This is a genomic window from Shewanella sp. 125m-1 (genome assembly GCF_052977065.1).
Genome location: NZ_JBRILT010000001.1, coordinates 105,811 through 127,296, shown reverse-complemented (window position 1 = coordinate 127,296; position 21,486 = coordinate 105,811). Strand labels below are relative to the sequence as shown.

At 43.1% G+C, this 21,486-nt stretch carries 17 protein-coding genes; 8 read left to right on the top strand and 9 right to left on the bottom strand.

Annotated features, from left to right (window positions below; genetic code table 11):
• Positions 1 to 2 precede the first annotated feature (2 nt).
• The 3 genes from ileS to murJ form a co-directional block, all read right to left on the bottom strand.
• A complete protein-coding gene (ileS, locus tag ACVBIK_RS00555) occupies positions 3 to 2,825 on the bottom strand; it encodes an isoleucine--tRNA ligase (protein ID WP_447163708.1) in 2,823 nt (940 codons plus the stop codon).
• 31 nt (positions 2,826 to 2,856) lie between these two features.
• Positions 2,857 to 3,792, bottom strand: a complete 936-nt coding sequence (ribF, locus tag ACVBIK_RS00550) for a bifunctional riboflavin kinase/FAD synthetase (RefSeq protein ID WP_447163709.1) — start codon at positions 3,790 to 3,792, stop codon at positions 2,857 to 2,859.
• Between the two features lie 65 nt (positions 3,793 to 3,857).
• A complete protein-coding gene (gene murJ, locus ACVBIK_RS00545) occupies positions 3,858 to 5,417 on the bottom strand; it encodes a murein biosynthesis integral membrane protein MurJ (RefSeq protein WP_447160456.1) in 1,560 nt (519 codons plus the stop codon).
• 256 nt (positions 5,418 to 5,673) lie between these two features.
• Here murJ and rpsT point away from each other — a divergent pair, with 256 nt between their 5' ends.
• A complete protein-coding gene (gene rpsT, locus ACVBIK_RS00540; protein ID WP_447160455.1) occupies positions 5,674 to 5,940 on the top strand; it encodes a 30S ribosomal protein S20 in 267 nt (88 codons plus the stop codon).
• Positions 5,941 to 6,139: 199 nt separating this feature from the next.
• On the opposite strand, the gene ACVBIK_RS00535 is transcribed toward rpsT, so the two are convergent.
• On the bottom strand, positions 6,140 to 6,454 hold the full coding sequence (locus ACVBIK_RS00535; protein ID WP_012276241.1) for an ArsR/SmtB family transcription factor: 315 nt from the start codon (positions 6,452 to 6,454) through the stop codon (positions 6,140 to 6,142).
• Positions 6,455 to 6,589: 135 nt separating this feature from the next.
• Between ACVBIK_RS00535 and ACVBIK_RS00530 the strand changes: the two genes are divergently transcribed.
• Complete coding sequence (locus tag ACVBIK_RS00530; protein WP_447168836.1) at positions 6,590 to 7,990, top strand: M28 family metallopeptidase; 1,401 nt, start codon at positions 6,590 to 6,592, stop codon at positions 7,988 to 7,990.
• 88 nt (positions 7,991 to 8,078) lie between these two features.
• Here ACVBIK_RS00530 and yaaA read toward each other — a convergent pair whose 3' ends face one another.
• Positions 8,079 to 8,852: a peroxide stress protein YaaA gene (gene yaaA / locus ACVBIK_RS00525; RefSeq protein ID WP_447163711.1), complete on the bottom strand. Its 774-nt coding sequence runs from the start codon at positions 8,850 to 8,852 to the stop codon at positions 8,079 to 8,081.
• A gap of 113 nt (positions 8,853 to 8,965) precedes the next feature.
• Positions 8,966 to 10,435 (bottom strand): alanine/glycine:cation symporter family protein, encoded by a 1,470-nt coding sequence (locus ACVBIK_RS00520; protein WP_447160452.1) that lies wholly within the window; start codon positions 10,433 to 10,435, stop codon positions 8,966 to 8,968.
• Positions 10,436 to 10,858: 423 nt separating this feature from the next.
• Here ACVBIK_RS00520 and ACVBIK_RS00515 point away from each other — a divergent pair, with 423 nt between their 5' ends.
• The 5 genes from ACVBIK_RS00515 to ACVBIK_RS00495 all read left to right on the top strand — a co-directional run bounded on the left by ACVBIK_RS00515 (position 10,859) and on the right by ACVBIK_RS00495 (position 17,855).
• Positions 10,859 to 13,225 carry a phosphoketolase family protein gene (locus tag ACVBIK_RS00515; RefSeq protein ID WP_447160451.1) on the top strand — a complete coding sequence of 789 codons (2,367 nt, stop codon included), beginning with the start codon at positions 10,859 to 10,861 and terminating at the stop codon, positions 13,223 to 13,225.
• A gap of 239 nt (positions 13,226 to 13,464) precedes the next feature.
• Positions 13,465 to 14,547, top strand: coding sequence for an OmpA family protein (locus tag ACVBIK_RS00510; protein ID WP_447160450.1), 1,083 nt, complete (start codon positions 13,465 to 13,467; stop codon positions 14,545 to 14,547).
• A gap of 283 nt (positions 14,548 to 14,830) precedes the next feature.
• Positions 14,831 to 15,787, top strand: coding sequence for a transaldolase (gene tal, locus ACVBIK_RS00505; protein WP_447160449.1), 957 nt, complete (start codon positions 14,831 to 14,833; stop codon positions 15,785 to 15,787).
• 17 nt (positions 15,788 to 15,804) lie between these two features.
• Positions 15,805 to 17,442, top strand: coding sequence for a glucose-6-phosphate isomerase (gene pgi / locus ACVBIK_RS00500; RefSeq protein ID WP_447168835.1), 1,638 nt, complete (start codon positions 15,805 to 15,807; stop codon positions 17,440 to 17,442).
• 221 nt (positions 17,443 to 17,663) lie between these two features.
• On the top strand, positions 17,664 to 17,855 hold the full coding sequence (locus ACVBIK_RS00495) for a DUF3545 family protein (RefSeq protein ID WP_447160447.1): 192 nt from the start codon (positions 17,664 to 17,666) through the stop codon (positions 17,853 to 17,855).
• A gap of 101 nt (positions 17,856 to 17,956) precedes the next feature.
• Here the strand turns inward: ACVBIK_RS00495 and ACVBIK_RS00490 are convergent, their stop codons facing one another.
• A complete protein-coding gene (locus ACVBIK_RS00490; protein WP_447168834.1) occupies positions 17,957 to 18,496 on the bottom strand; it encodes a hemerythrin domain-containing protein in 540 nt (179 codons plus the stop codon).
• 244 nt (positions 18,497 to 18,740) lie between these two features.
• Here ACVBIK_RS00490 and nfo point away from each other — a divergent pair, with 244 nt between their 5' ends.
• Positions 18,741 to 19,595 carry a deoxyribonuclease IV gene (nfo, locus tag ACVBIK_RS00485; RefSeq protein WP_447168833.1) on the top strand — a complete coding sequence of 285 codons (855 nt, stop codon included), beginning with the start codon at positions 18,741 to 18,743 and terminating at the stop codon, positions 19,593 to 19,595.
• 17 nt (positions 19,596 to 19,612) lie between these two features.
• On the opposite strand, the gene ACVBIK_RS00480 is transcribed toward nfo, so the two are convergent.
• Together ACVBIK_RS00480 and thrC are read right to left on the bottom strand one after the other, a co-directional pair.
• Entirely contained in the window at positions 19,613 to 19,903 is a 291-nt protein-coding gene (locus tag ACVBIK_RS00480) for a hypothetical protein (RefSeq protein ID WP_447168832.1), read from the bottom strand.
• Between the two features lie 257 nt (positions 19,904 to 20,160).
• The gene (gene thrC / locus ACVBIK_RS00475; protein WP_447168831.1) at positions 20,161 to 21,447 is read right to left on the bottom strand and encodes a threonine synthase; all 1,287 of its coding nucleotides are present in this window, start codon (positions 21,445 to 21,447) and stop codon (positions 20,161 to 20,163) included.
• Positions 21,448 to 21,486 lie beyond the last annotated feature (39 nt).

Sequence of the window (21,486 nt, the reverse complement as noted above, 5' to 3'; positions counted from 1 at the left end):
CTTTATGCAAATTGGCGAACTTCGCCTTCGCCTTCGATGTTAGTCACGCAGCGAGTACATAGTGTTGGATGCTCAGCAACGGTGCCAACATCTTCTCTATGGTGCCAGCAGCGCTCACACTTTTCTGCTTCAGACTTTTTCAAGCTCAGCTTAAGTGAAGCAAGCTCTGTTTCAATCGCATCAGCTGGTGCTGCCGCTAATGCAACGACTTCAGTCTTAGACGTTAGCAACACAAAGCGCAGCTCATCACCAAGATTTTCAAGGATTGCTGCTAATGCTTCATCGGCAAATAAAGTCACTTCAGCTTCTAATGAACCACCGATCTGCTTCTCACGACGAGCATTTTCAATAACCTTGTTCACTTCGGCGCGAACGGCTAATAACTGATCCCAGTACTCATCACTCAAATCAGATTCAAGTGTCACTGACTTAAGGCCTTCATACCAGGTTTCAGTAAATACGTATTCACCGCGCTCACCAGGCAGCAGTTTCCAGATCTCATCAGCAGTAAAGCTTAGGATTGGCGCCATCCAGCGCACCATTGCTTCTGAGATGAGGTACAGTGCAGACTGACAACTACGACGCGCGTTGCTATCTTCTTTTGCTGTGTACTGTCTGTCTTTAATAATATCTAAGTAGAAACTACCTAGCTCAACTGAACAGAACTGCATTAGTTTTTGCGTTACTAAGTGGAAGTTATACTGTTCGTATGCTTCTAGTAGCTCTTGTTGCAGTGCAGCTGCACGGCGAACAACCCAGCGATCAAGTGCAACCATGTCTTCAACTGCAACCATATCTGTTGCTGGGTTAAAGCCATTGATGTTAGCCAGTAGGAATCGAGCCGTGTTACGGATACGACGGTATGCATCAGCGCTACGGTTTAAGATCTGGTCAGATACCGTCATTTCGCCACTGTAATCTGTCGCTGCAACCCACAAACGTAGAATGTCTGCGCCTAACTTATTAGTCACATGCTGCGGTGAAATCACGTTACCAACAGACTTAGACATCTTACGGCCTTGACCATCAACGGTGAAACCGTGAGTAAGCACTTGCTTGTACGGCGCTTTGCCATTCATCGCTGTCGAGATCATGAGTGATGACATAAACCAACCACGGTGTTGATCGCTACCCTCTAGGTAAAGGTCAATATCATGGCCATGGAACTCTGGACGTGCAGCAACAACAGTCGAGAATGTTGAACCTGAATCATACCAAACGTCTAATGTGTCAGTCACTTTGCGGTACTGGTCTGCTTCTTCACCTAAGAGTTCTGATGCATCGAGATCCCACCAAGCTTGAATGCCTTGTTGTTCGATACGAGCAGCTACGCGCTCCATCAAAGACACACTATCTGGGTGTAACTCTTCTGTTTCACGGTGTACGAATAGGGTAATTGGTACGCCCCATGTACGTTGACGTGAAATACACCAGTCCGGACGGTTCTCTACCATCTTCTCGATACGGCTCTGGCCCCAATCAGGGATCCATTTAGTTTGCTCTATTTCACTGATTGCCTGCGTACGCAGACCCTTTTGATCCATAGAAATAAACCACTGCGGCGTAGCGCGGAAGATAATTGGCGTTTTATGTCTCCAACAATGCGGGTAGCTATGCTTAATTTGTACATGACTAAGCAGCGCGCCTTTCTCTTCTAGCAATTCAACAACGTTCTTGTTTGCCTTAAATACATGTAAACCAGCGAAGATTTCAGTATCTGGCTTATAAACGCCGTTATCACCCACAGGGTTAGCCACTTCTAGACCGTACTTTTGACCAACAACAAAGTCGTCTTGACCATGACCCGGTGCGGTATGAACGATACCGGTACCTGAATCAACGGTGACGTGATCACCTAAAATAACAGGCACATCAAAATCATAGAATGGGTGATTAAAACGAAGTAGCTCTAAATCACTACCGGCTACAGTACCCAGTACAGTGTGTGATTGTGCGCCAAAGCGCTCAACACATGATTCATACAAATCAGTCGCCAATACTAATGCTTGAGTCTGACCATCTTTCACCATCTCAACTAAGGTATACTCAACATTAGCGCCTACTGCTAACGCGCGGTTAGCCGGCAGAGTCCATGGCGTCGTCGTCCAGATAACCATTGAGATATCGTGAGCGTAATCAGTCAAACCAAACTTAGCCAGTAAAGCGCTCTTATCTACAGCGATGAAAGCAACATCGATCGCAGGAGACATCTTGTCTTCATATTCAACTTCAGCTTCAGCTAAAGCAGAACCACAATCTGTACACCAATGTACTGGCTTAACGCCTTTATGCAGGTGGCCGTTATCGATCACCTTAGACAGTGAGCGCACGATATTAGCTTCAGTGCTGAAATCCATTGTTAGGTATGGGTTTTGCCAATCAGCAAATACACCTAAACGAATAAAATCATCACGCTGACCGTCAACCTGCTTAGCAGCATATTCACGGCACTTTTGGCGAAACTCAGCCGCTGTGACCTTGTGGCCAGGCTTACCTACTTTTTGCTCAACTTTAAGCTCAATAGGTAGACCATGACAGTCCCACCCAGGAACGTAAGGCGCGTCAAAACCAGACATGGTCTTTGACTTAATAATAATATCTTTAAGAATTTTGTTTACTGAGTGACCAATATGAATATCACCGTTCGCATATGGAGGACCATCATGCAAAATAAACGGTTTAGCATCTTTACGGCTTTCACGGATCTGCTGGTACAGTCCATTCTCGTTCCAAGATTTCAACATCTCTGGCTCACGATTAGCCAAATTACCACGCATCGGAAACTCTGTTTCCGGCAAATTCAAAGTAGATTTATAGTCGCTCATTGATCCTTTACCGTTTTGTTAGCTAAGCTGTTCAGCCTGCATCGCTACCAAGTAGGGCTTTCGCTCTATTGGCATCATCTTTAATTTGTTTTTTCAGCGCATCTAACGATCCAAATGGCTGCTCGTCTCTAATCTTTGCCACTAATTCAACTTCAACGGCTTTACCATAAAGGTCACCATCAAAATCAAACAAATGGACTTCTAACTGACAGACTTGACCATTTACCGTAGGTCTAAAACCAACGTTGGCTACGCCTTCATATATATCGCTATTATCCCAATAGACTTTTACTGCAAACACGCCTCTTACCGGCGTCACTTTACGTTTTAAGGCAATGTTAGCGGTAGGGAAACCTATGGTTCGCCCTATTTTTTCACCGTGAGCAACCTTACCGCTTAATGTAAAAGGATGCCCCAACAAACGCCGAGCCTGCTCTAAGTTACCTTTTGCAAGCTGCTGTCTTATTTCGGTCGAACTCACACGCTTGTCGCCAAGAATAAAGCTCTGAGTGCTCACCACCACAAAACCAAACTTCTCTCCGGCCTTACGCAGCATCTCAAAATTACCTTTACGCTGCTTACCAAAACAAAAGTCGTCGCCTACAACTAAGTACTTAACGCCTAAGGCCTTAACTAACAGTTGCTCGATAAAGTCTTCGGCACTATAGCTTGAAAACTTTTTGTTAAAGTTGACACATAACAGACGATCAATCTTTAACTCATCGAGTAAAACGATTTTATCTCGCAGCAAACTTAAGCGAGCTGGCGCATTTTCGCCTTGAAACAACTCTCGTGGCTGCGGTTCAAACGTCATTACAGCAGCAGGCAGACCTAACTGCTCTGCTTTTTTGACGAGCCGATTAATCACTTCCGCATGACCACGGTGAACACCATCGAAGTTACCTATGCTTAATACGCAACCTCGATGTTTCGGCAAAATATTATGAATACCGCGGATTAATTCCATTATCTTACACGACACATGAGAGTAAATGGGCGGATTATATACCAGCTAGGCTTTATAATCAGCACTCAAACAGCAGCTTTCATCTTCCAAGGGCGAATTCCGAGGCAAACTAAGCAAATAAAGTAAGCGACTGCTGCAAATACAATCAACTTAACCAAAGTATAGCTGCGCTCTATAAAGGATAGATCAAGCCATTGAGCGGTTGTTGGATCGAATTGGAATAACACGAGCAACATCACCCCAGCCGCAAGCACAGACTTGGCTAAAAAGACCAGCGTCGCCTTATTCACTCGGTAAACATTAGCCTTATGTAGCCCACGATACAATAACCCCGCATTAAGCAGCGCCGACATAGAGGTGGCGATAGCTAAACCGACATAACCAAATGGAATCGCAAAAATCAGGTTAAATACCATGTTACTGACCATAGCAATAATGCCATAACGCACAGGCGTCTTGGTATCTTGTCTTGAGTAATAACCAGGTGCAAGAATCTTTATCAACATAAAGCTTAATAAGCCGCTACCGTATGCCATTAAACTGTATGACGCCATTTCTACATCTTCATAGCTAAATGCGCCGCGCATAAATAGCACCATCAGCATTGGCTTGGCGAGCAAAATAAGACCACACATTGCGGGTAACCCAAGTAATATTATCGCTTTTACTCCCCAATCCATGGTTTTGGCAAACTCAGCACTTTCCGCATTAACATGTCTTTTAGATAAAGCAGGCAAAATAACTGTCGCGATCGCAATGCCAAATAATCCTAAAGGAAACTCCAATAGTCTATCGGAGTAATAAAGCCAGCTAATCGAACCAGTCATCAAGAAGCTGGCAATAAAGGTATCAAGCAATAAGTTAATCTGTGACACCGAGACTCCAAAAAGTGCCGGGATCATCAAAGTGCGTATTTTGGTCACGCCAGGGTGACTCCACCCCCAGCTCGGTTTCACCAACGCTTTCTCTTTCATCAGGAAAGGGATTTGAAACAAGAACTGGATTAAGCCACCCAAAAACACACCACATGCCAAGCCAATTTCAGGCTGCTGCATATTTGGTGCAAGGAAAATAGCCGCAGCGATAATGGCAATATTTAAAAATACCGGTGTAAACGCTGACACCGCAAAACGGCCGCGAGTATTTAATATCGAGCCAGCTAACGCAGTAAAGGTGATAAACCATAAATAAGGGAAAGTAATCTTTAGCATTAACGAAGCGAGTTCAAACTTTGCCCCATTAGGTTCGTCATTGAGCCAAGCTAAAAACCAACCGCCGCCAAATAGAGCCGCCAAGATAGGTGAAGCAATCACGCCGACTAATGTCACAATGCTAACAAGTACACCTAAGGTTCCGGCAACCTTTGAAATGAGATCTTTAACCTCTTCACTGCTATTTTTTTCTTGATACTCCGTTAATACAGGCACAAATGCTTGCGCAAAAGCACCTTCGGCAAACAAGCGTCTTAAAAAATTGGGGATCTTGTTGGCGAAAAAAAACACATCCGCACTACTTCCCGCTCCCATGAGGTTCGCGATAACCACGTCTCGAACTAAACCTAAAACACGGGAAATCAACGTCATGGCACTCACAATCAGGCCTGACTTTACTAACTTTTTGCTCAAAACGTCTCCCACCCCTACTACAGAGCTAAATTACTTTTGCTAATATCACGTAAAAATCAGTATTAGCTCTATTGTCTCATAGCAATACCTGCTAGAATTGCGCCACATATTACACGAGTTAGGTTGAAGATAGCCAAGCTGGTTGGATTATTTTGAGTTAATCAGATTGATTCAATCATTGTCATTGACAAAGTGACAAAAATAAGGCATATTCCTCGACCTTAAAAATACCAAACCCAGTTTTAGGAGTTGCACCTTGGCTAATAGCAAGTCTGCAAAGAAGCGCGCGCTTCAGTCTGAAAAGCGTCGCCAACACAACGCTAGCCGTAGCTCAATGTTACGTACTTTCGTTAAAAAAGTAATTGCTGCAATCAATGCAGGTGATCACGCGACAGCTACTGCTGCTTTCGCTAAAGCACAACCAATTGTTGACCGTATGGCGACTAAAGGTCTTATTCACAAGAATAAGGCTGCTCGTTATAAGTCACGCTTAAATGCTAAAATTAAAGCACTTGCTGCTTAATTTTTAGTTTTAAAGCAAATTAAAAACCGGCCTCGGCCGGTTTTTTTATGCCTGTAATTTATGTACACAACTCGCATCATCAAAATTCAAGCAAAAAAATAGAGAGGCAAGCCTCTCTATCAGTCATCCATTACATCGCTTCTGCAAAGCCTATAAAACCAGCCATAGCAAATTTTGCTAACAACTGGTCTTAGTTTGACTAAGCAACTGTCTTTAAGCTTTCACAATAGATGTTATTCAGTAATTTAATGATCTCTGCAACTTCTTCACTCTTTAACGAATAATAAACCGTTTGAGCTTCTTTGCGTGTTTCAACCAAATTATCTTTACGTAACCAAGCTAAATGTTGAGACAAAGCCGATTGGCTTAATCCCAACTTTTTGTTCATTTCACCAACGCACATCTCGCCTTCATTAAGAAGATAACACAAGATAAACAGACGACGTTCGTTAGCCAATGCTTTCAACAATACAACGGCATGGTCTGCTCGTTGCTGCATTAATTCTATATTCATTACGAGCTATTTCTCCTAAAACAAACCGACGCCCTAATATAGCGTTGCCTTACAGATATAGTCGGGACATAAAGCACACTTTTTGCTAGATTGTTTTAAAAAATGGGACATACATAATAAAAACAAAGGAAACTCATGAAAAGCATCTACACCAACTTACTCTCTGGGTTAGTTTTTCTTGCCTTGATTGGCTGTCAACACATCACAACTGACAATAAAGACAATGCAGTAACAGCAGCGTTACAACAAAAAGCGCTTAGCTCTAATCTTGCTTACGAGCTGGTTGAATCTTTAACGGTTGAAGTCGGCCCTCGGTTAGCAGGTAGTGAGCAAGATCTTATTGCAGTGCAATGGGCCGAAACAAAATTAGCCTCACTCGGATTCGACAATGTATATAAAGAAGCGGTGCAAGTCCCTGTATGGTCTCGCGGCAGCGCAAAAGCTGCTATCACAGCGCCATTTCCTCAACCTCTAGTCATAACAGCCTTAGGTGGCAGCATAGCAACGCCTAAAGCTGGCATAGAAGCGAATATTATCCGCTTTGATAGTTTACATGCTCTAAAGCAAGCCAATATTGCCGATGTACAAGGCAAGATAGTCTTTATTGATCACGTCACAGAGCGTCATAAAACGGGTAAAGGTTACGGTAAAAGTGTTGGCGGACGCTCAAGAGGAGCAGTTGCTGCGGCAGAAAAAGGCGCCGTCGCGATTATCATCCGCTCAATCGGCACCGATCATGACCGCATGGCTCATACAGGCATGATGCGCTATAAAGACGGGGTGGATAAAATACCTGCTGCAGCGATGTCAAACCCAGATGCTGATCTAATCAACGCTATGCTAAAACGAGATAAAACGGTCAGTGTGAAACTGCAGCTTTCCTCTGAGAATCACGGCGTTGCGACTTCATACAATGTAATAGCAGAAGTAACGGGTTCAACCAAGCCTGATGAAATCGTGCTCATTGGCGCGCATTTAGATTCTTGGGATGAAGGCACTGGCGCTATCGATGACGGCGCTGGTGTTGCAATTGTAACCGCTGCAGGAAAACTGATCCAAGACCTTAGCGTAAAACCCGCTCGCACAATTCGGGTTGTACTGTACGCCGCTGAAGAACTAGGGCTTGTCGGTGGAAAAGCTTATGCTCAAGCCCATGAAGCTGAACTTGACAGGCATTATATTGCCGCGGAATCTGACTTTGGTGCGGGTCGTATCTATCAAATTGACTTTAGAGCCAGTGAGCAAGGATATGAAGAACTTATTAAGCTAAGTCAGCCAATGACGGCTAATGGGGTCGTTATGGGCAGTAACACCGCTTCAGGTGGCCCAGATGTATCCATGCTGCCATCTAAAGGTGTACCTGTAGCATCCCTTAGGCAGGATGGTAGCGACTACTTCGATTATCACCACACGCCTAACGATACGTTAGACAAAATTGATCCCGCGGCGCTGCAACAAAATGTGGCTGCTTATGCTCAGTTTGCTTATTTAATGGCACAGTCGACAATAGAGCTACGTCCGATAGTGGCAAAATAATAGAACTCTCAGTTTCAAGATCGACGTCTAAACAAAAAAGCAGCCGATGGCCGCTTTTTTGCAAATTACGCTTCAAATAGCAGGTTCGTTATTGCTCTTCGCGTAAAAATACTGGCTCGTTAACGCTCGAGTCTTTCTCACTGTAGTAATAACCCGCTGTATCAAATTGAGTGAGTGCTTCTAACGAGTCGATATTATTATCCAGAATATATCGGACCATCATGCCTCTGGCCTTTTTGGCAAAGAAACTGATGACCTTGTACTGGCCATTCTTGCAATCTTTAAAGACAGGCGTTATCAGGTTCGCAGTAAGTTTCTTAGGTTTAACCGCTTTAAAATACTCGTTCGACGCTAAGTTAATAATAAACTCTTCGCCTTGTGCCTGTGTAGTCTGGTTGATTTCATCGGTAATGATATCGCCCCAGAACTGATAAAGATTGGCTCCTCTATCATTGGCAAGTCGAGTCCCCATCTCTAATCGGTATGCTTGCATCAAATCTAAAGGCTTAAGCAACCCATATAAGCCCGATAAGATCCTCAGCTGCTTTTGCGCTTTTTGTAAGCTGGCCTCAGGCAGAGTATCGGCATCAAGACCGGTATACACATCACCACGAAAAGCAAATACGGCTTGCTTAGCATTGTTCGGGGTGAAATCTTTTTGCCAACTGTCGAACCTTGCTACGTTTAACCCAGCTATTTTATCGCTTACCTTCATCAAAGTCGCGATATCTGTAGGAGTAAGCGTACGGCACACCTCGATAAGCTGCTCACTTTGATCGAGTAACGTCGGCATTGAATAGCTTTCGCTGCCTGGTGGATTGTCAAAGTCCAACGTTTTTGCAGGAGAAATTAAAATCAGCATCGCTAATTCCTATAAAGAGATATTCTTAAACTGACACAATCATACTGATCAAAAACAAAAAAACCACGCTTTAACGGCGTGGTTTTTTAGATTGTGCTGATAAAGCTTATAGATTAAGCACGATTTGCATCGGCAACTTCTTGTGACTTAATCTCTTCAGCTACCGTTTTACTGGTCCAAATGTCCCCTTCCAAGTTAGATAACTCAGGGAATTTGCTTGCATCAAATGTTGGCGTTTTGCCGCTCTTTAATTGTTGGCGGTAATCGTTAATAACGCGGATAGCCACGCCAGACAATAGCAACAATGCAATGATGTTAACCGTGGCCATTAAGCCCATAGACACATCGGCCAGGTTCCAAACTAGGCCAATTTTTGCTACGGCACCGAACATCACCATACCTAAAACACAAACTCTAAATACCGGTAACGCCTTCTTACTGTTACCCGATAAGTACATCACGTTGGTTTCAGCGTAAGAGTAGTTGGCAATAATAGAGGTAAAACAGAATAACAAAATCGCTAATGCTACAAATCCGCCGCCCCATGGGCCAACATGCATTGTAAGCGCATCGATTGTAAGCTTGATGCCATCACTATTTGCCCCAACGTCGCCCGCAAGTAAAATAATCGCAGCCGTCGCAGTACAGATAACAATCGTATCAACAAACACGCCCATCATCTGCACAAAGCCCTGTGATGCTGGATGGTTTGGATTAGGTGAAGCACTTGCCGCAACGTTTGCAGCACTACCCATACCCGCTTCGTTAGAAAACAGGCCACGCGCAATACCCGCTTGCATCGCTTGCGCTATGGTGTATGCCACACCACCAGCTACCACTTCTTGCAAACCAAATGCACTCTTGATCACCAACATGAATACGTCAGGTAGTTTTTCGATGTTCATTGCTACAACGACAAAAGCGATCAATATATACGCAACCGCCATCACCGGAACGATGATCTCCGACACTTTAGCGACTTTACGTAAACCGCCCATAATGACGAACGCGCTAACAATCACAATGCCGATACCGACATAAGTAGGATCTAGGCCGAAGACCTGTGTCATCGCACCAGTAATCGTATTGGCTTGAACAGCGTTAAATACTAGGCCAAATGCGATAATTAGGAAGATAGAGAATAAGATCCCCATCCAACGCTGACCAAGGCCCTTTTCCATGTAATAAGCTGGCCCGCCACGATACTGACCATCTTCGTCGCGTACCTTGTAAACCTGTGCCAAGGTCGATTCGACCATTGCCGTAGCCATGCCTAAGACAGCGATAAGCCACATCCAGAAAACGGCACCCGGGCCCGCCGCACCGATGGCGACAGCAACTCCCGCCATGTTACCCGCGCCAACGCGAGCCGCCATGCTAGTACAAAATACCTGAAAAGATGAAAGGCCACCTTTACTCTCACCCTGTCGACTCTTAAGCATAATTTCACCAGAATGCTTAAAGTGAGTGATCTGAATAAATGTCAGTCGAATCGTAAAATACAGTCCGGCGCCAACCAGACCGTATACTAATAACTTTCCCCAAAGCAGCGCATTGAGAAAATTAATCGTTGTTTCTATCATATAATTCAATCCCCATGACAAGCATAATCTAGCGAGTCGAACACTAGATTAGGTTTGTCCTGTGTTTATCCTTCTTAAAGTATTTAAATAACAGCAGATTTTATTTTAAAATTGTCTTAAACGTGAAAAAATTACATCACGCCTGCTGTATTCCGCGCAGCAAAATAGCATAGCATTGCTTCAACCCCGAGCGATATAGATCACAGTTTCTCATTTAGCCGACATCTACATCACACTCACCCCAAAACACCCCCACCAAACTTAACCAAATTAACACAACAGTTACACGCAAGTTAGCTACATTTAATTGTACAAAATTCTTTCAATAAATCAGAGATAGCACACGTTTTTGTAATAAAATTACAAATATAGTGAGTTATATGAAATTTGTTTAACTTTATGATTACGTAAATGGGGTTATTTATGGCACATCAGCAAGAAATTGTCGCACTTAAGAAATTTGTTAGAGCAACTAACTTTTTAGCGACATCACAAATTTACTTAAAGAAAAACGTGCTGCATAAACGCGCACTTGAACACACGGATATCAAGCCAAGGCTACTTGGTCACTGGGGAACATGCCCTGGTATCAATTTTGTCTACGCTAACGTTAACAGACTTATCACCAAGCACAATCGCTCATTCGTTTACTTAGTAGGTCCTGGCCACGGTTTTCCTGCTGTTCAAGCAAACTTATTTATGGAAGGCTCATTAAGCCACTTCTACCCCGATACCATTCCATATAATGAAGACGGGATCACCGATATTTGTCAGAAATTCTCTGCTGCTTATGGTTACCCTTCCCATGCAAACCCAGAAGCGCCTGGTCAAATTCTTGAAGGTGGTGAATTAGGTTATTCACTTTCAGTTGCCTGGGGCGCCGTTTTAGACAATCCAGACCTGATTGCAGCCTGCCTTATCGGTGACGGCGAGTCTGAAACGGGTCCACTAGCAGCCTCTTGGTATGCGAACCGCTTAGTTTCTCCAAAAAATAACGGTGCGGTACTGCCGATTGTTCATATCAACGGTTATAAGATTTCAGGTCCAACTCGTATGGGCCGTATGAGCCATGAAGAACTTGACCTTGAATTTAGAGGTCTAGGCTACCATCCAATTATTGTTGATGACCAATTAGAAGAAGACGTTTACCTGCAGATGACTGCCGCCATGGATAAGTCATACGAAATGATTAACGACATCCAAACCCGCGCACGCGCAGGTGAAGATATCGTTAAGCCACGCTGGCCAGTGATCTTAATGCGTACAGCCAAGGGTTGGACGGGAACTGCAGAGTATAATGGTAAGAAACTAGAAGGTAACTGCGAGTCACACCAAGTTATCGTCAACAAGTGTGCTAGCGACAAAGGTCAGCTAGATGCACTCAATACTTGGCTTGCAAGCTACAAATTTGATGAGCTTTATAGCATTAATGACAAAGGTGAGCTGATCTTCGACGCAGATATTCAGTCCCTTCTACCACCTAAAGAACTGACTTGTGGTCGCCAACATTTAAGTTATGGTGGCGAAGTGGTTCGGGCACTCGCAAAACCCGATCTTAACAAGCTTGCCTATGGCCCTGAAACACCTCGAGGACATCGTGGCTTATCTATGTATAAAATGGGTGAGTGGATGCGTGATGCATTTAAGCTTAACCGCGATCAGCGTAACTTACGTATTTTCTGCCCAGATGAAACCTATTCAAATCAGTTACAAGCAGTATTTGAAGAAACTAGCCGTGCATGGCAGTGGCCAATTGAAAGCTGGGATGAAGATATGTCTCGTGATGGTCGAGTCATCGAGCTGCTTTCAGAAAATCTATTATTCGGTATGCTACACGGCTACACGGTTACAGGCCGTCATGCCATGTTCCCAACTTATGAGGCATTCTCACAAGTTGTCTCTTCAATGGCCGACCAATACTGTAAATATGTTTACGCAAGCCAAGGCGTACATTTCCGTAAGCCCGTTCCAGCTTGTAACGTAGTACTGTCTTCGTTACTTGAACGCCAAGATCACAACGGTTACTCACATCAAAACCCCTCTTTCTTAGGTGCGATGCTTGAAAAACATCCGAAGATCATTTCAGCATATCTACCCGCTGATGGTAACAGCACCTTAGTTTATACAGAACGTGCTTATGCCGATCGTGACAAGCTCAACATCTTAGTGGCGGGCAAGAAAGATCTACCACAATGGCTAACACTTGATGAAGCTCGTCAACAAGCCAAAGATGGCGTAATGGTTTGGGATTTTGCATCGGATGAAAATCCAGATGTTGTTCTTGTTGGCTGTGGTGACTACGTGACTCAAGAAGCCATGGCAGCACTTGTGCTTATTCGTGAGCTTCTCCCAAGAGTTCGTATCCGCTTTGTAAGTGTGACAGAGCTAACAAGCAGTGGCCTAGGAAGTTTAGAGTTCCAAGGCAAGCCTTGGTTGATGGATGAAGTATTTACCGCTGACAAAGGCGTTGTGTTCAACTACCACGGTTATCCAAACACGATTAAGAAACTTGTATTTGACTATAAAGGTAGCGCTCGCTTTAGAATCAAAGGTTACGAGGAAGAAGGTTCAACAACCACTCCATTTGATATGGGTGTTCGTAACGGTACCTCTCGTTACCATTTGGTTATTGATATGGCTTACAAGCTATTCCAACAAAGCGTTATAGATGAGACACAACATGTTGCGATTACGACTGACATGCTGCAGCGCCTAGTCGACCATAGAAATTACATCAAGGCCAACGGTGTTGACCCTGAGAGCATTGAAAACTGGGTTTGGACACGTTAATCAATTTAGTTTCAAACACTAAATAGACCCAAATTAAAGGGCGTCTTTTATGAAGGCGCCCTTTTTTTAACCTTAGTTAACTATTATTTTTCACAATTAAAGTGGAAAATATTACATTTGCAACAGATAATAGTGTCAGCTAGCTAAAACATAAAGGAACTCCGTGATAAGCGCTAGCGCTGCTTACAATGATTTTAAGCAGACGGAGGAGTTTTATAAATAAAACATAAGGATTTTGAATGATGAACAATACACTAAAAGCAGTTCTGCTTACTTCGATGTTACCTTTTGCTGCTAGCGCAGCTGACGGCATGAGCCCCTGGTACGTAGGTGGCGGTGTCGGCATCAACAATTACGAACCTAATTGCGATCAAAAAACCATGAAGTCTTGTGGTAAAGATGACCCCTATGCATGGGACGTATTCGCAGGTTACCTATTTAACGACTACTTCGGTGCAGAGCTTGGTTATCGTGACTTAGGCCGTGCTGAATGGGTCGACTACTCAAATAAACTCAATGACGTTGGCGCTAAAGGTATGAACCTTGGCCTAGTGGCATTTTGGCCATTTGCGGGTGATTGGAGCTTATCTGCTGAAGCAGGTGCTTTCAACTACCTTATTTCAAACAACAAAAACTACGGTAGTGAATACTACAGTGACAGCGGTGTTGCTCCATACGTTGGCGCAGGTATTGGTTATAACATTACAGACAATCTTAAGGTCCAAGCTAAGTATCGTCGTTATGAAAATCTAGACGAAGATAAATGGAAAACCCTAGAGATGGAAAGCAACTACTGGGGTCTTGAGCTAAGCTATCGCTTTGGTAGTAAAGCTAAGCCTGTTGTTCCAGTACTAGACTCAGACAATGATGGTGTCAACGACGATATGGATCAGTGTCCAAATACGCCATTTGACTATAAGGTTGATGAGAACGGTTGTCCTATCTACCTAGAAGTAGAGACGCAGCTTGATATTGGAGCTAAGTTTGCGAATAACTCCGATAAAGTAGAGAAGTCTTCATATGGTGCTATGACTGAGTTAGCTACGTATATGAAACAGCACCCTAACTCTACGGTGACGATTTCAGGTTACGCCTCTAATACTGGTAAAGCGGACTACAATATGGATCTTTCTGAACGCCGTGCAATCGGGGTTGCAGAGGTTCTTATTAACGAATACGGTATTGAACCGGGCAGAGTTTCAACTAAAGGTTACGGTATAACAAGGCCGTTAATGGAAGGCAATTCTGCAGAAGCTAACGCTGCAAACCGTCGTATCGAAGCACATGTTACAGATATAGCTGTCACTCCAGTGCTTAAATAAAGTCAACACTCGATAGTAAAGGCTCACGGTTATCACAACCGTGAGCCTTTTTAATTTTATGCCTTCATAAAAACGCTATACTTCTTGATTAAACTTTTACCCAACAACAATTTTTAGCAGAATTTTGTACTTAGATTACCAAAAAACACGCTTCAAATGATTTTTTGCAACTTTTGTGTAATTTTTTTTCATATATAGTTGGAATGTTCATTAAAATGGCTTTTAATAGCTGCTAAATTAATTGTCCAATCGATGCAGTTCCTAGAGTAAGGATGTGATACACATGGCCAACACATTAGAACAACTTAAACCTTTCACTACCATTGTTGCCGATACTGGCGATATTGAAGCCATAAAACGCTACCAGCCAGAAGATGCAACGACCAACCCCTCTCTTATTTTAAAAGCATCTGAAATCCCTGAGTACAGTGCATTAATCGAAAACGCTATCGAATGGGCAAAAAGCCAAAGTGACGATTTAGCGCAGCAGATTGAAGATGCTGGAGATAAGCTTGCGGTTAATATCGGTCTTGAGATCTTAAAAATTGTTCCAGGTCGTATTTCTACTGAAGTTGATGCCCGCCTATCATTTGATAAAGAAGCATCAATCACTAAAGCACATAAGCTTATTAACCTTTACCAAGCTGCCGGTATCGACAAATCTCGTATCCTTATTAAGTTGGCATCAACATGGGAAGGTATTTGCGCCGCGAAACAACTTGAGCAAGAAGGCATTAACTGTAACCTAACGCTGCTGTTTAGCTTTGCTCAAGCACGTGCATGTGCAGAAGCTGGTGCTTACCTGATTTCTCCGTTCGTAGGCCGTATTCTAGATTGGTATAAAAAAGACACAGGTCTTGAATACAGCGCAACTGACGATCCTGGTGTAGTGTCAGTTACAAGTATTTATAACTACTATAAGCGTCATGGTTTTAACACCGTCGTGATGGGCGCAAGCTTCAGAAACACGGGGGAAATCATTGAACTCGCAGGTTGTGACAGATTAACCATTGGTCCTGCACTACTGGAAGAATTACAAAACAGTACGACACCAATTGTACAAAAGTTACTTCCTGCGACTGACGTTGTTGCACCAGAAGCTGAAATGACTGAAGCACAGTTCCGTTGGGAATTTAACGAAGATGCAATGGCAGTTGAAAAACTTGCTGAAGGTATTCGCAACTTCGCTATCGACCAAGGTAAACTTGAAGTCATGCTTAAAGATAAACTTTCGTCTTAACCCTATAGGACCAAAAGATGACTGAACTCACTCAACAAGCCGCATGGCAAGCGTTAGAAAAGCACAGTAAAACGCTTTCCCATATGCGCGAGCTATTTAGCACTGAACCTCAGCGTTTTAATGACATGTCGACTCAGGCCTGTGGATTGTTTCTAGATTACTCTAAGAACCGCGCCTCAAAAGAGACGATGTCTATTTTGTTTAAGCTGGCCAAAGACACGCAGCTTGAATCAAAAATTAAGGCGATGTTTGCAGGCGAAATCATCAACAATACAGAGCAAAGAGCAGTGCTTCATACCGCTCTACGCGCTCCTGCTGACAAAGTCATTAATGTCGATGGCTGTAATATTGTCGCCGAAGTACAGCAAACATTGGCAAAAATGGGTGAGTTCGTTGACTCTGTAACGTCGGGGAATTGGAAAGGTTACACTGGAAAAACGATTACTGACGTTGTCAGTATCGGTATTGGCGGTTCTTTCTTGGGGCCTAAAATCGTGTCCCAAGCACTACGTCCTTACTGGACGAATAAGCTCAATTGCCACTTTGTTGCAAACGTTGATGGCACGTCTATCACCGAAAAGCTAAAAGGCTTAAATCCGCAAACCACATTGTTTGTGATGTCTTCAAAGTCTTTTGGTACCCAGGAAACATTAACCAATACACTTACAGCCAAAGCGTGGTTTTTAGAGCAAGGAGCATCACAATCTGATGTCGCTAAGCACTTTGTCGCTGTTAGCTCAAATGTCGCTAAAGCAACCGAGTTTGGCATCGATGTCAATAATATCTTCCCTATGTGGGACTGGGTTGGAGGCCGTTATTCACTTTGGTCTGCAATTGGATTACCTATCGCACTCCTCATCGGCATAGACAACTTTCGCGAGTTATTAGCCGGTGCTCACGAGATGGATGAACATTTTGCCAACACGCCATTAGAAAATAACATGCCCGTCATTATGGGCTTGTTCTCGCTATGGTACGGTAACTTTTTCAATGCTCAGTCTCATGTAGTGTTAACGTATGATCATTACCTACGAGGCCTGCCAGCCTACTTCCAGCAGCTAGATATGGAAAGTAATGGTAAGTCCGTCACCCTAAATGGTACCGATGTTGATTACAGCACTGGACCTGTAATTTGGGGCGGCGAAGGGACAAATGGTCAGCACGCATACCACCAGCTATTACATCAAGGAACCGCGCTAATTCCTGCCGACTTCATTATGCCACTCAACAGCCATAACCCTGTGGGTGAACATCATGTACAACTTGCTTCAAATTGCTTTGGTCAAACCCAGGCATTGATGCAAGGTCGAACATATGAAGAAGCATTGACAGAGTTAAACACTAGCGGCCTTAGTGATGAGCAAAAGCAACTTATCGCTAAACATAAGGTGATGCCAGGCAATAAGCCAAGCAATACCATCTTAATGGATAAGCTTACTCCTGCAACTTTAGGTGCGTTAATTGCGCTATATGAGCACAGAACATTTGTTCAAGGTGCTATTTGGCAAATTAACTCATTTGATCAGTGGGGCGTAGAGCTTGGTAAGCAGCTAGGAAATGATGTTCTCGAACGCCTCTGCGCAAATAAAGATGCCGATGAACTCGATACGTCGAGTAATGGCTTAATTAACTTGTTTAGGCAAGGAAATATCTAGAGTCATACGCGCATTAAAAAAGCCAGTTTCGACTGGCTTTTTTGTTTTTTCCAGCTGAGCATTCCATATTGGTTACAGATAAGCCCATATTAATCTTCTCTCAACGAATACTAAAACATTAAAAGTTCATCCTGATTTAACATTTTTGAAACATTTAAGTTGCAACATGAACAAAAATCATGCTATTAATTTGAAGACAAAATAAACAACAGGAGGTTGCCATGAATCGACTCGATTATGGTAGTGCGCTAGAACTGGATAGTGTAGTTGAAAAGCCAAGTCGCTCAAGAAGCTCCAATAAAAAGCGGAAGTGGCGTGAAATTGAAGCTCTAAAGGAAAAGCACCGTTTACTTAAAGAACTTCAAGAAATGGATAATAATTTCAGTGGCGAGCTAGACACCCTCCTGATGTAACACCAAATAAAAGAGCGCTTAACGCGCTCTTTTATTTTGAGATATAGTTTCTGATTTAACCGCTGATTTAGTTCTTAATTCAGTTTCTGAGTTGAACCTAGCTATTCCGCCGCGATTAAGTACTCTCTAAGTTCTTCAAACAGCGCCTTATCGTTATCACTAAACAAAGGGTCATCAATCAAACGAGCATCACACATAGCCGCAACCACGTGCCAGTCTTCATTGGTAATAACCTCCCTCCACTTTGGAAACACTGTCGATTCCTCAAACTCCATATGCGCTTGCTGTAAACGCACATAATTTTCTAAATCAGTAACTAACTGCTGTTTTGATACCACAATATCATTTAAAATCAGGTTTAATGTCGCCATCAAAGACGCCGATGCTTCACCTAACTTCTGATGTTCTGAAGTGAGCTTTTCATTGATATGTGCCCGGCCTAGCTTATTCCAGTAAAACTCTGAAATGACCTCTTCCAATGGATGATGGCTATGCTCAGCATAGCTTTGCATATACTCCACGATATCTCGCACTAGGTTGTAGTTTATCGCTTCGCCATCCGCCAGCTTAGTGTATTTGTCCTTTAGAACCTTAAGTAAAATAGCAATATGTTTATGATCGCGCATGAGCCTCGCTAGCATAGTCATCTCCATCCTAATTCCACCCACTACCACTAATATTAGTAAATCGTATAAAGAACACCCAATATAACAAGTGGACTGCTATCGAGTTTATGATGAAGATCAACTAATTTTAGATTAATTAACATAACGTTATAGCTCGATAATTAACTGAAAATAAATAATACCTCTATAAACTCAACCGGTTTTTCTATGCCGTGGCATAATATTGGAAAATAGAACATCGATAGTAGGACAAGTTTAGATGCAAGCTTCTCACCTTATTGGCGCCCATGTTAGCGCGGCCGGCGGTATCGCAAATGCTCCACTTAATGCCGCTGCGATTGGCGCAAACGCTTTTGCTCTGTTTACCAAAAACCAGCGTCGCTGGCAGGCTAATGATCTAGAAGAAAAACAAATATTACTTTTCAAACAGCATTGTCTTGATGCCAATATCAGCCTTGAATCTATTTTACCTCACGATAGTTACTTAATTAATTTAGGTCACCCTGAAAATAAGCTGCTAGAAAAATCTCGTCAGGCTTTTTACGACGAAATGCACCGCTGCGAACAGATAGGCCTTAGCTTATTAAACTTTCATCCAGGTAGTCACCTAAGACAGATCTCAATCGATGAATGCTTAGCAAAAATTAGTCAATCAATTAACTTAGCCTTAGAGCGCTCATCAGGTGTCACTGCTGTCATCGAAAATACTGCAGGGCAAGGCTCAAACCTAGGCCACTCTTTCGAACAATTAGCGCAGATCATCGATGGTGTGGAAGATAAGTCTCGAGTGGGGGTCTGTATTGATACTTGTCATCTGTTTGCCGCAGGTTACGATATTCGCACCCATGCTGCTTGCAAACAAACCTTTGAGCTTTTCGATAAGGTAGTGGGGAATCGATACCTGAAAGCCATGCATTTAAACGACAGTAAAACGGCACTCAACAGTAGAGTAGACCGTCATGAATCCTTGGGACAGGGGGAGATCGGTCAAGAGGCTTTTGCCAGCTTAATGAAGCTCGATGTGGTTAAAGGGATCCCACTTATTTTAGAAACAATACGCCCAGAGATCTGGCAGGAAGAGATAAACTGGTTACGTTTTCTCGCTAAGCAGTGACCTTCATCCCTCCTTTGCTAGATTAAACATTTGTAAATCACAGCAACGACTTTGGTTGGCTCGCCCAAGTCTGATTGCAACCATACGATATGAGTGCCTTTAAGCTCTTCGCCTTGCTTAATTGCGCTCAATCTTGCATCAGCGAGTGCATTATCGCCTCGCCCAACTCCTGTCACCATAGCGAAGCTGTCACAATGGGTTACTTCAAAGTCATAAGCTTCATTAATCCTGTGGTAAAGTTCAAACTCTTTTGTTGCACAACCACTTAACAGACTCACTAATAAAACACCTATGACAGCACGAAACACAATAACAACCCTCTTTAAAAACTGCCGCGCACAATATAAAAATTCACAGCTAAAATTTGTGACCAAAATCACACAGCGTTAGTTCTAAGTACCACAGCCTGCATCAACTGCTAAATAAACTAACTAACTATAAAGAGTATGAAAACTAAGATTGCACAGCTTTACACAGGTCGCACTAACAACACATTTAAGCAACAAAAAAAAGGAAGCGTTAACAGCTTCCTTGTTTAAGTAACGACTTGTAATTTTGTAAAATACTAAACCGATAACAGCTTAAATAGGTGAGCCTTTAACAGTTCAAAATCTGCCGGTAATTCTGCCGATAAAATGGCTTTGGGAACGACTCTAGCTAAAGGCTCTGGTAACGCTAATTCAATATTAAGGATCTCCTCGACCACCTCATTAAACTTAGCCGGATGAGCTGTAGCGAGAAATATTCCCTTCTCATCTGCTGTCATCGTCTGTTTAAGCGCTAATGCTGCAATAGCCGCATGGGGCTCTGAAACGTATCCCGAACGATTAAGCGCTTGCAAAGAGTCTGCTGTTTGCGCTTCTGATACCCCTAACCCTACAATATCTTCCAAAGACCAATCCATCGCCTTCACTATCGCTTCAACACGTGGCCAATTACTTGGCTCTGCTACATCCATCGCATTAGATATTGTCGCAACCGTTGTTTCAGGCAACCAAGTACCACTTTCTAAATAGCGTGGCACGGTATCATTACTGTTTGTAGCAGCAATAAATCGTTTGATAGGTAACCCCATGGCTTTAGCAAATAAGCCCGCCGTTAGGTTACCGAAGTTACCACTTGGAACGGCAATAACAGGATCGCTGTCATTGTGCAGCTTAAATTGAGCAACCGCTTCAAAGTAATAGCAAATTTGCGCCAGCAAGCGGCTGATATTGATAGAGTTAGCTGAGTTAAGATGTAAACCGTCTCTAATATCAAGATCTTCAAACGATTGCTTCACCAAGGTTTGGCACGCATCAAAGTCAGACTCTACCGCCACGGTATGGATGTTGCCCCCTAAGGTGGTAAACATCTTTTCCTGTAGCACACTGATTTTTCCTTTTGGATATAGCACAACCACATTAATGTTATCTAAGCCATAAAATGCATCCGCTACCGCAGCGCCAGTATCGCCAGACGTCGCTGTTAGAATATTAATTTTTTCTGATTTGGCTAACTCATTTAAACACTGAGCCATAAAACGAGCGCCAAAGTCTTTAAAGGCAAGCGTAGGGCCGTGAAACAGCTCAAGACTATAGAGATTACTATCGGCTTTCACTAATGGCAGCTCAAAATTAAAGGCGCGCTCTACTAATCTATCAACTGTATCTTGGCCAAGTTCTGATGCTAACCAAGCGCCAATGACTTTCTTACTTCTTTCAACAAAGGGGAGCGCCAATAGACTATCGACATCTTGCAACTGCGGGATCTGTTTTGGGAAAAACAAGCCTCTGTCTTTTCCAAGACCTAACTTTACCGCTTCAGTAAAACTTACCACCTGTGAAGGGTGCTTTAGGTTATACAATTCCATGGTGACTTCCTTTAAATTCAATTTATTACGATCTTTTTC

Excerpts from the sequence above, each read along its gene's own strand:
- ACVBIK_RS00490 (WP_447168834.1), bottom strand. The coding sequence starts at position 18,496 with ATGCTAGCGAGGCTCATGCGCGATCATAAACATATTGCTATTTTACTT.
- ileS (WP_447163708.1), bottom strand. The coding sequence starts at position 2,825 with ATGAGCGACTATAAATCTACTTTGAATTTGCCGGAAACAGAGTTTCCG.
- thrC (WP_447168831.1), bottom strand. The coding sequence starts at position 21,447 with ATGGAATTGTATAACCTAAAGCACCCTTCACAGGTGGTAAGTTTTACT.
- pgi (WP_447168835.1), top strand. The coding sequence starts at position 15,805 with ATGACTGAACTCACTCAACAAGCCGCATGGCAAGCGTTAGAAAAGCAC.
- ACVBIK_RS00495 (WP_447160447.1), top strand. The coding sequence starts at position 17,664 with ATGAATCGACTCGATTATGGTAGTGCGCTAGAACTGGATAGTGTAGTT.
- ribF (WP_447163709.1), bottom strand. The coding sequence starts at position 3,792 with ATGGAATTAATCCGCGGTATTCATAATATTTTGCCGAAACATCGAGGT.
- yaaA (WP_447163711.1), bottom strand. The coding sequence starts at position 8,852 with ATGCTGATTTTAATTTCTCCTGCAAAAACGTTGGACTTTGACAATCCA.
- nfo (WP_447168833.1), top strand. The coding sequence starts at position 18,741 with ATGCAAGCTTCTCACCTTATTGGCGCCCATGTTAGCGCGGCCGGCGGT.
- ACVBIK_RS00510 (WP_447160450.1), top strand. The coding sequence starts at position 13,465 with ATGATGAACAATACACTAAAAGCAGTTCTGCTTACTTCGATGTTACCT.
- tal (WP_447160449.1), top strand. The coding sequence starts at position 14,831 with ATGGCCAACACATTAGAACAACTTAAACCTTTCACTACCATTGTTGCC.
- ACVBIK_RS00535 (WP_012276241.1), bottom strand. The coding sequence starts at position 6,454 with ATGAATATAGAATTAATGCAGCAACGAGCAGACCATGCCGTTGTATTG.
- ACVBIK_RS00530 (WP_447168836.1), top strand. The coding sequence starts at position 6,590 with ATGAAAAGCATCTACACCAACTTACTCTCTGGGTTAGTTTTTCTTGCC.
- ACVBIK_RS00520 (WP_447160452.1), bottom strand. The coding sequence starts at position 10,435 with ATGATAGAAACAACGATTAATTTTCTCAATGCGCTGCTTTGGGGAAAG.
- ACVBIK_RS00515 (WP_447160451.1), top strand. The coding sequence starts at position 10,859 with ATGGCACATCAGCAAGAAATTGTCGCACTTAAGAAATTTGTTAGAGCA.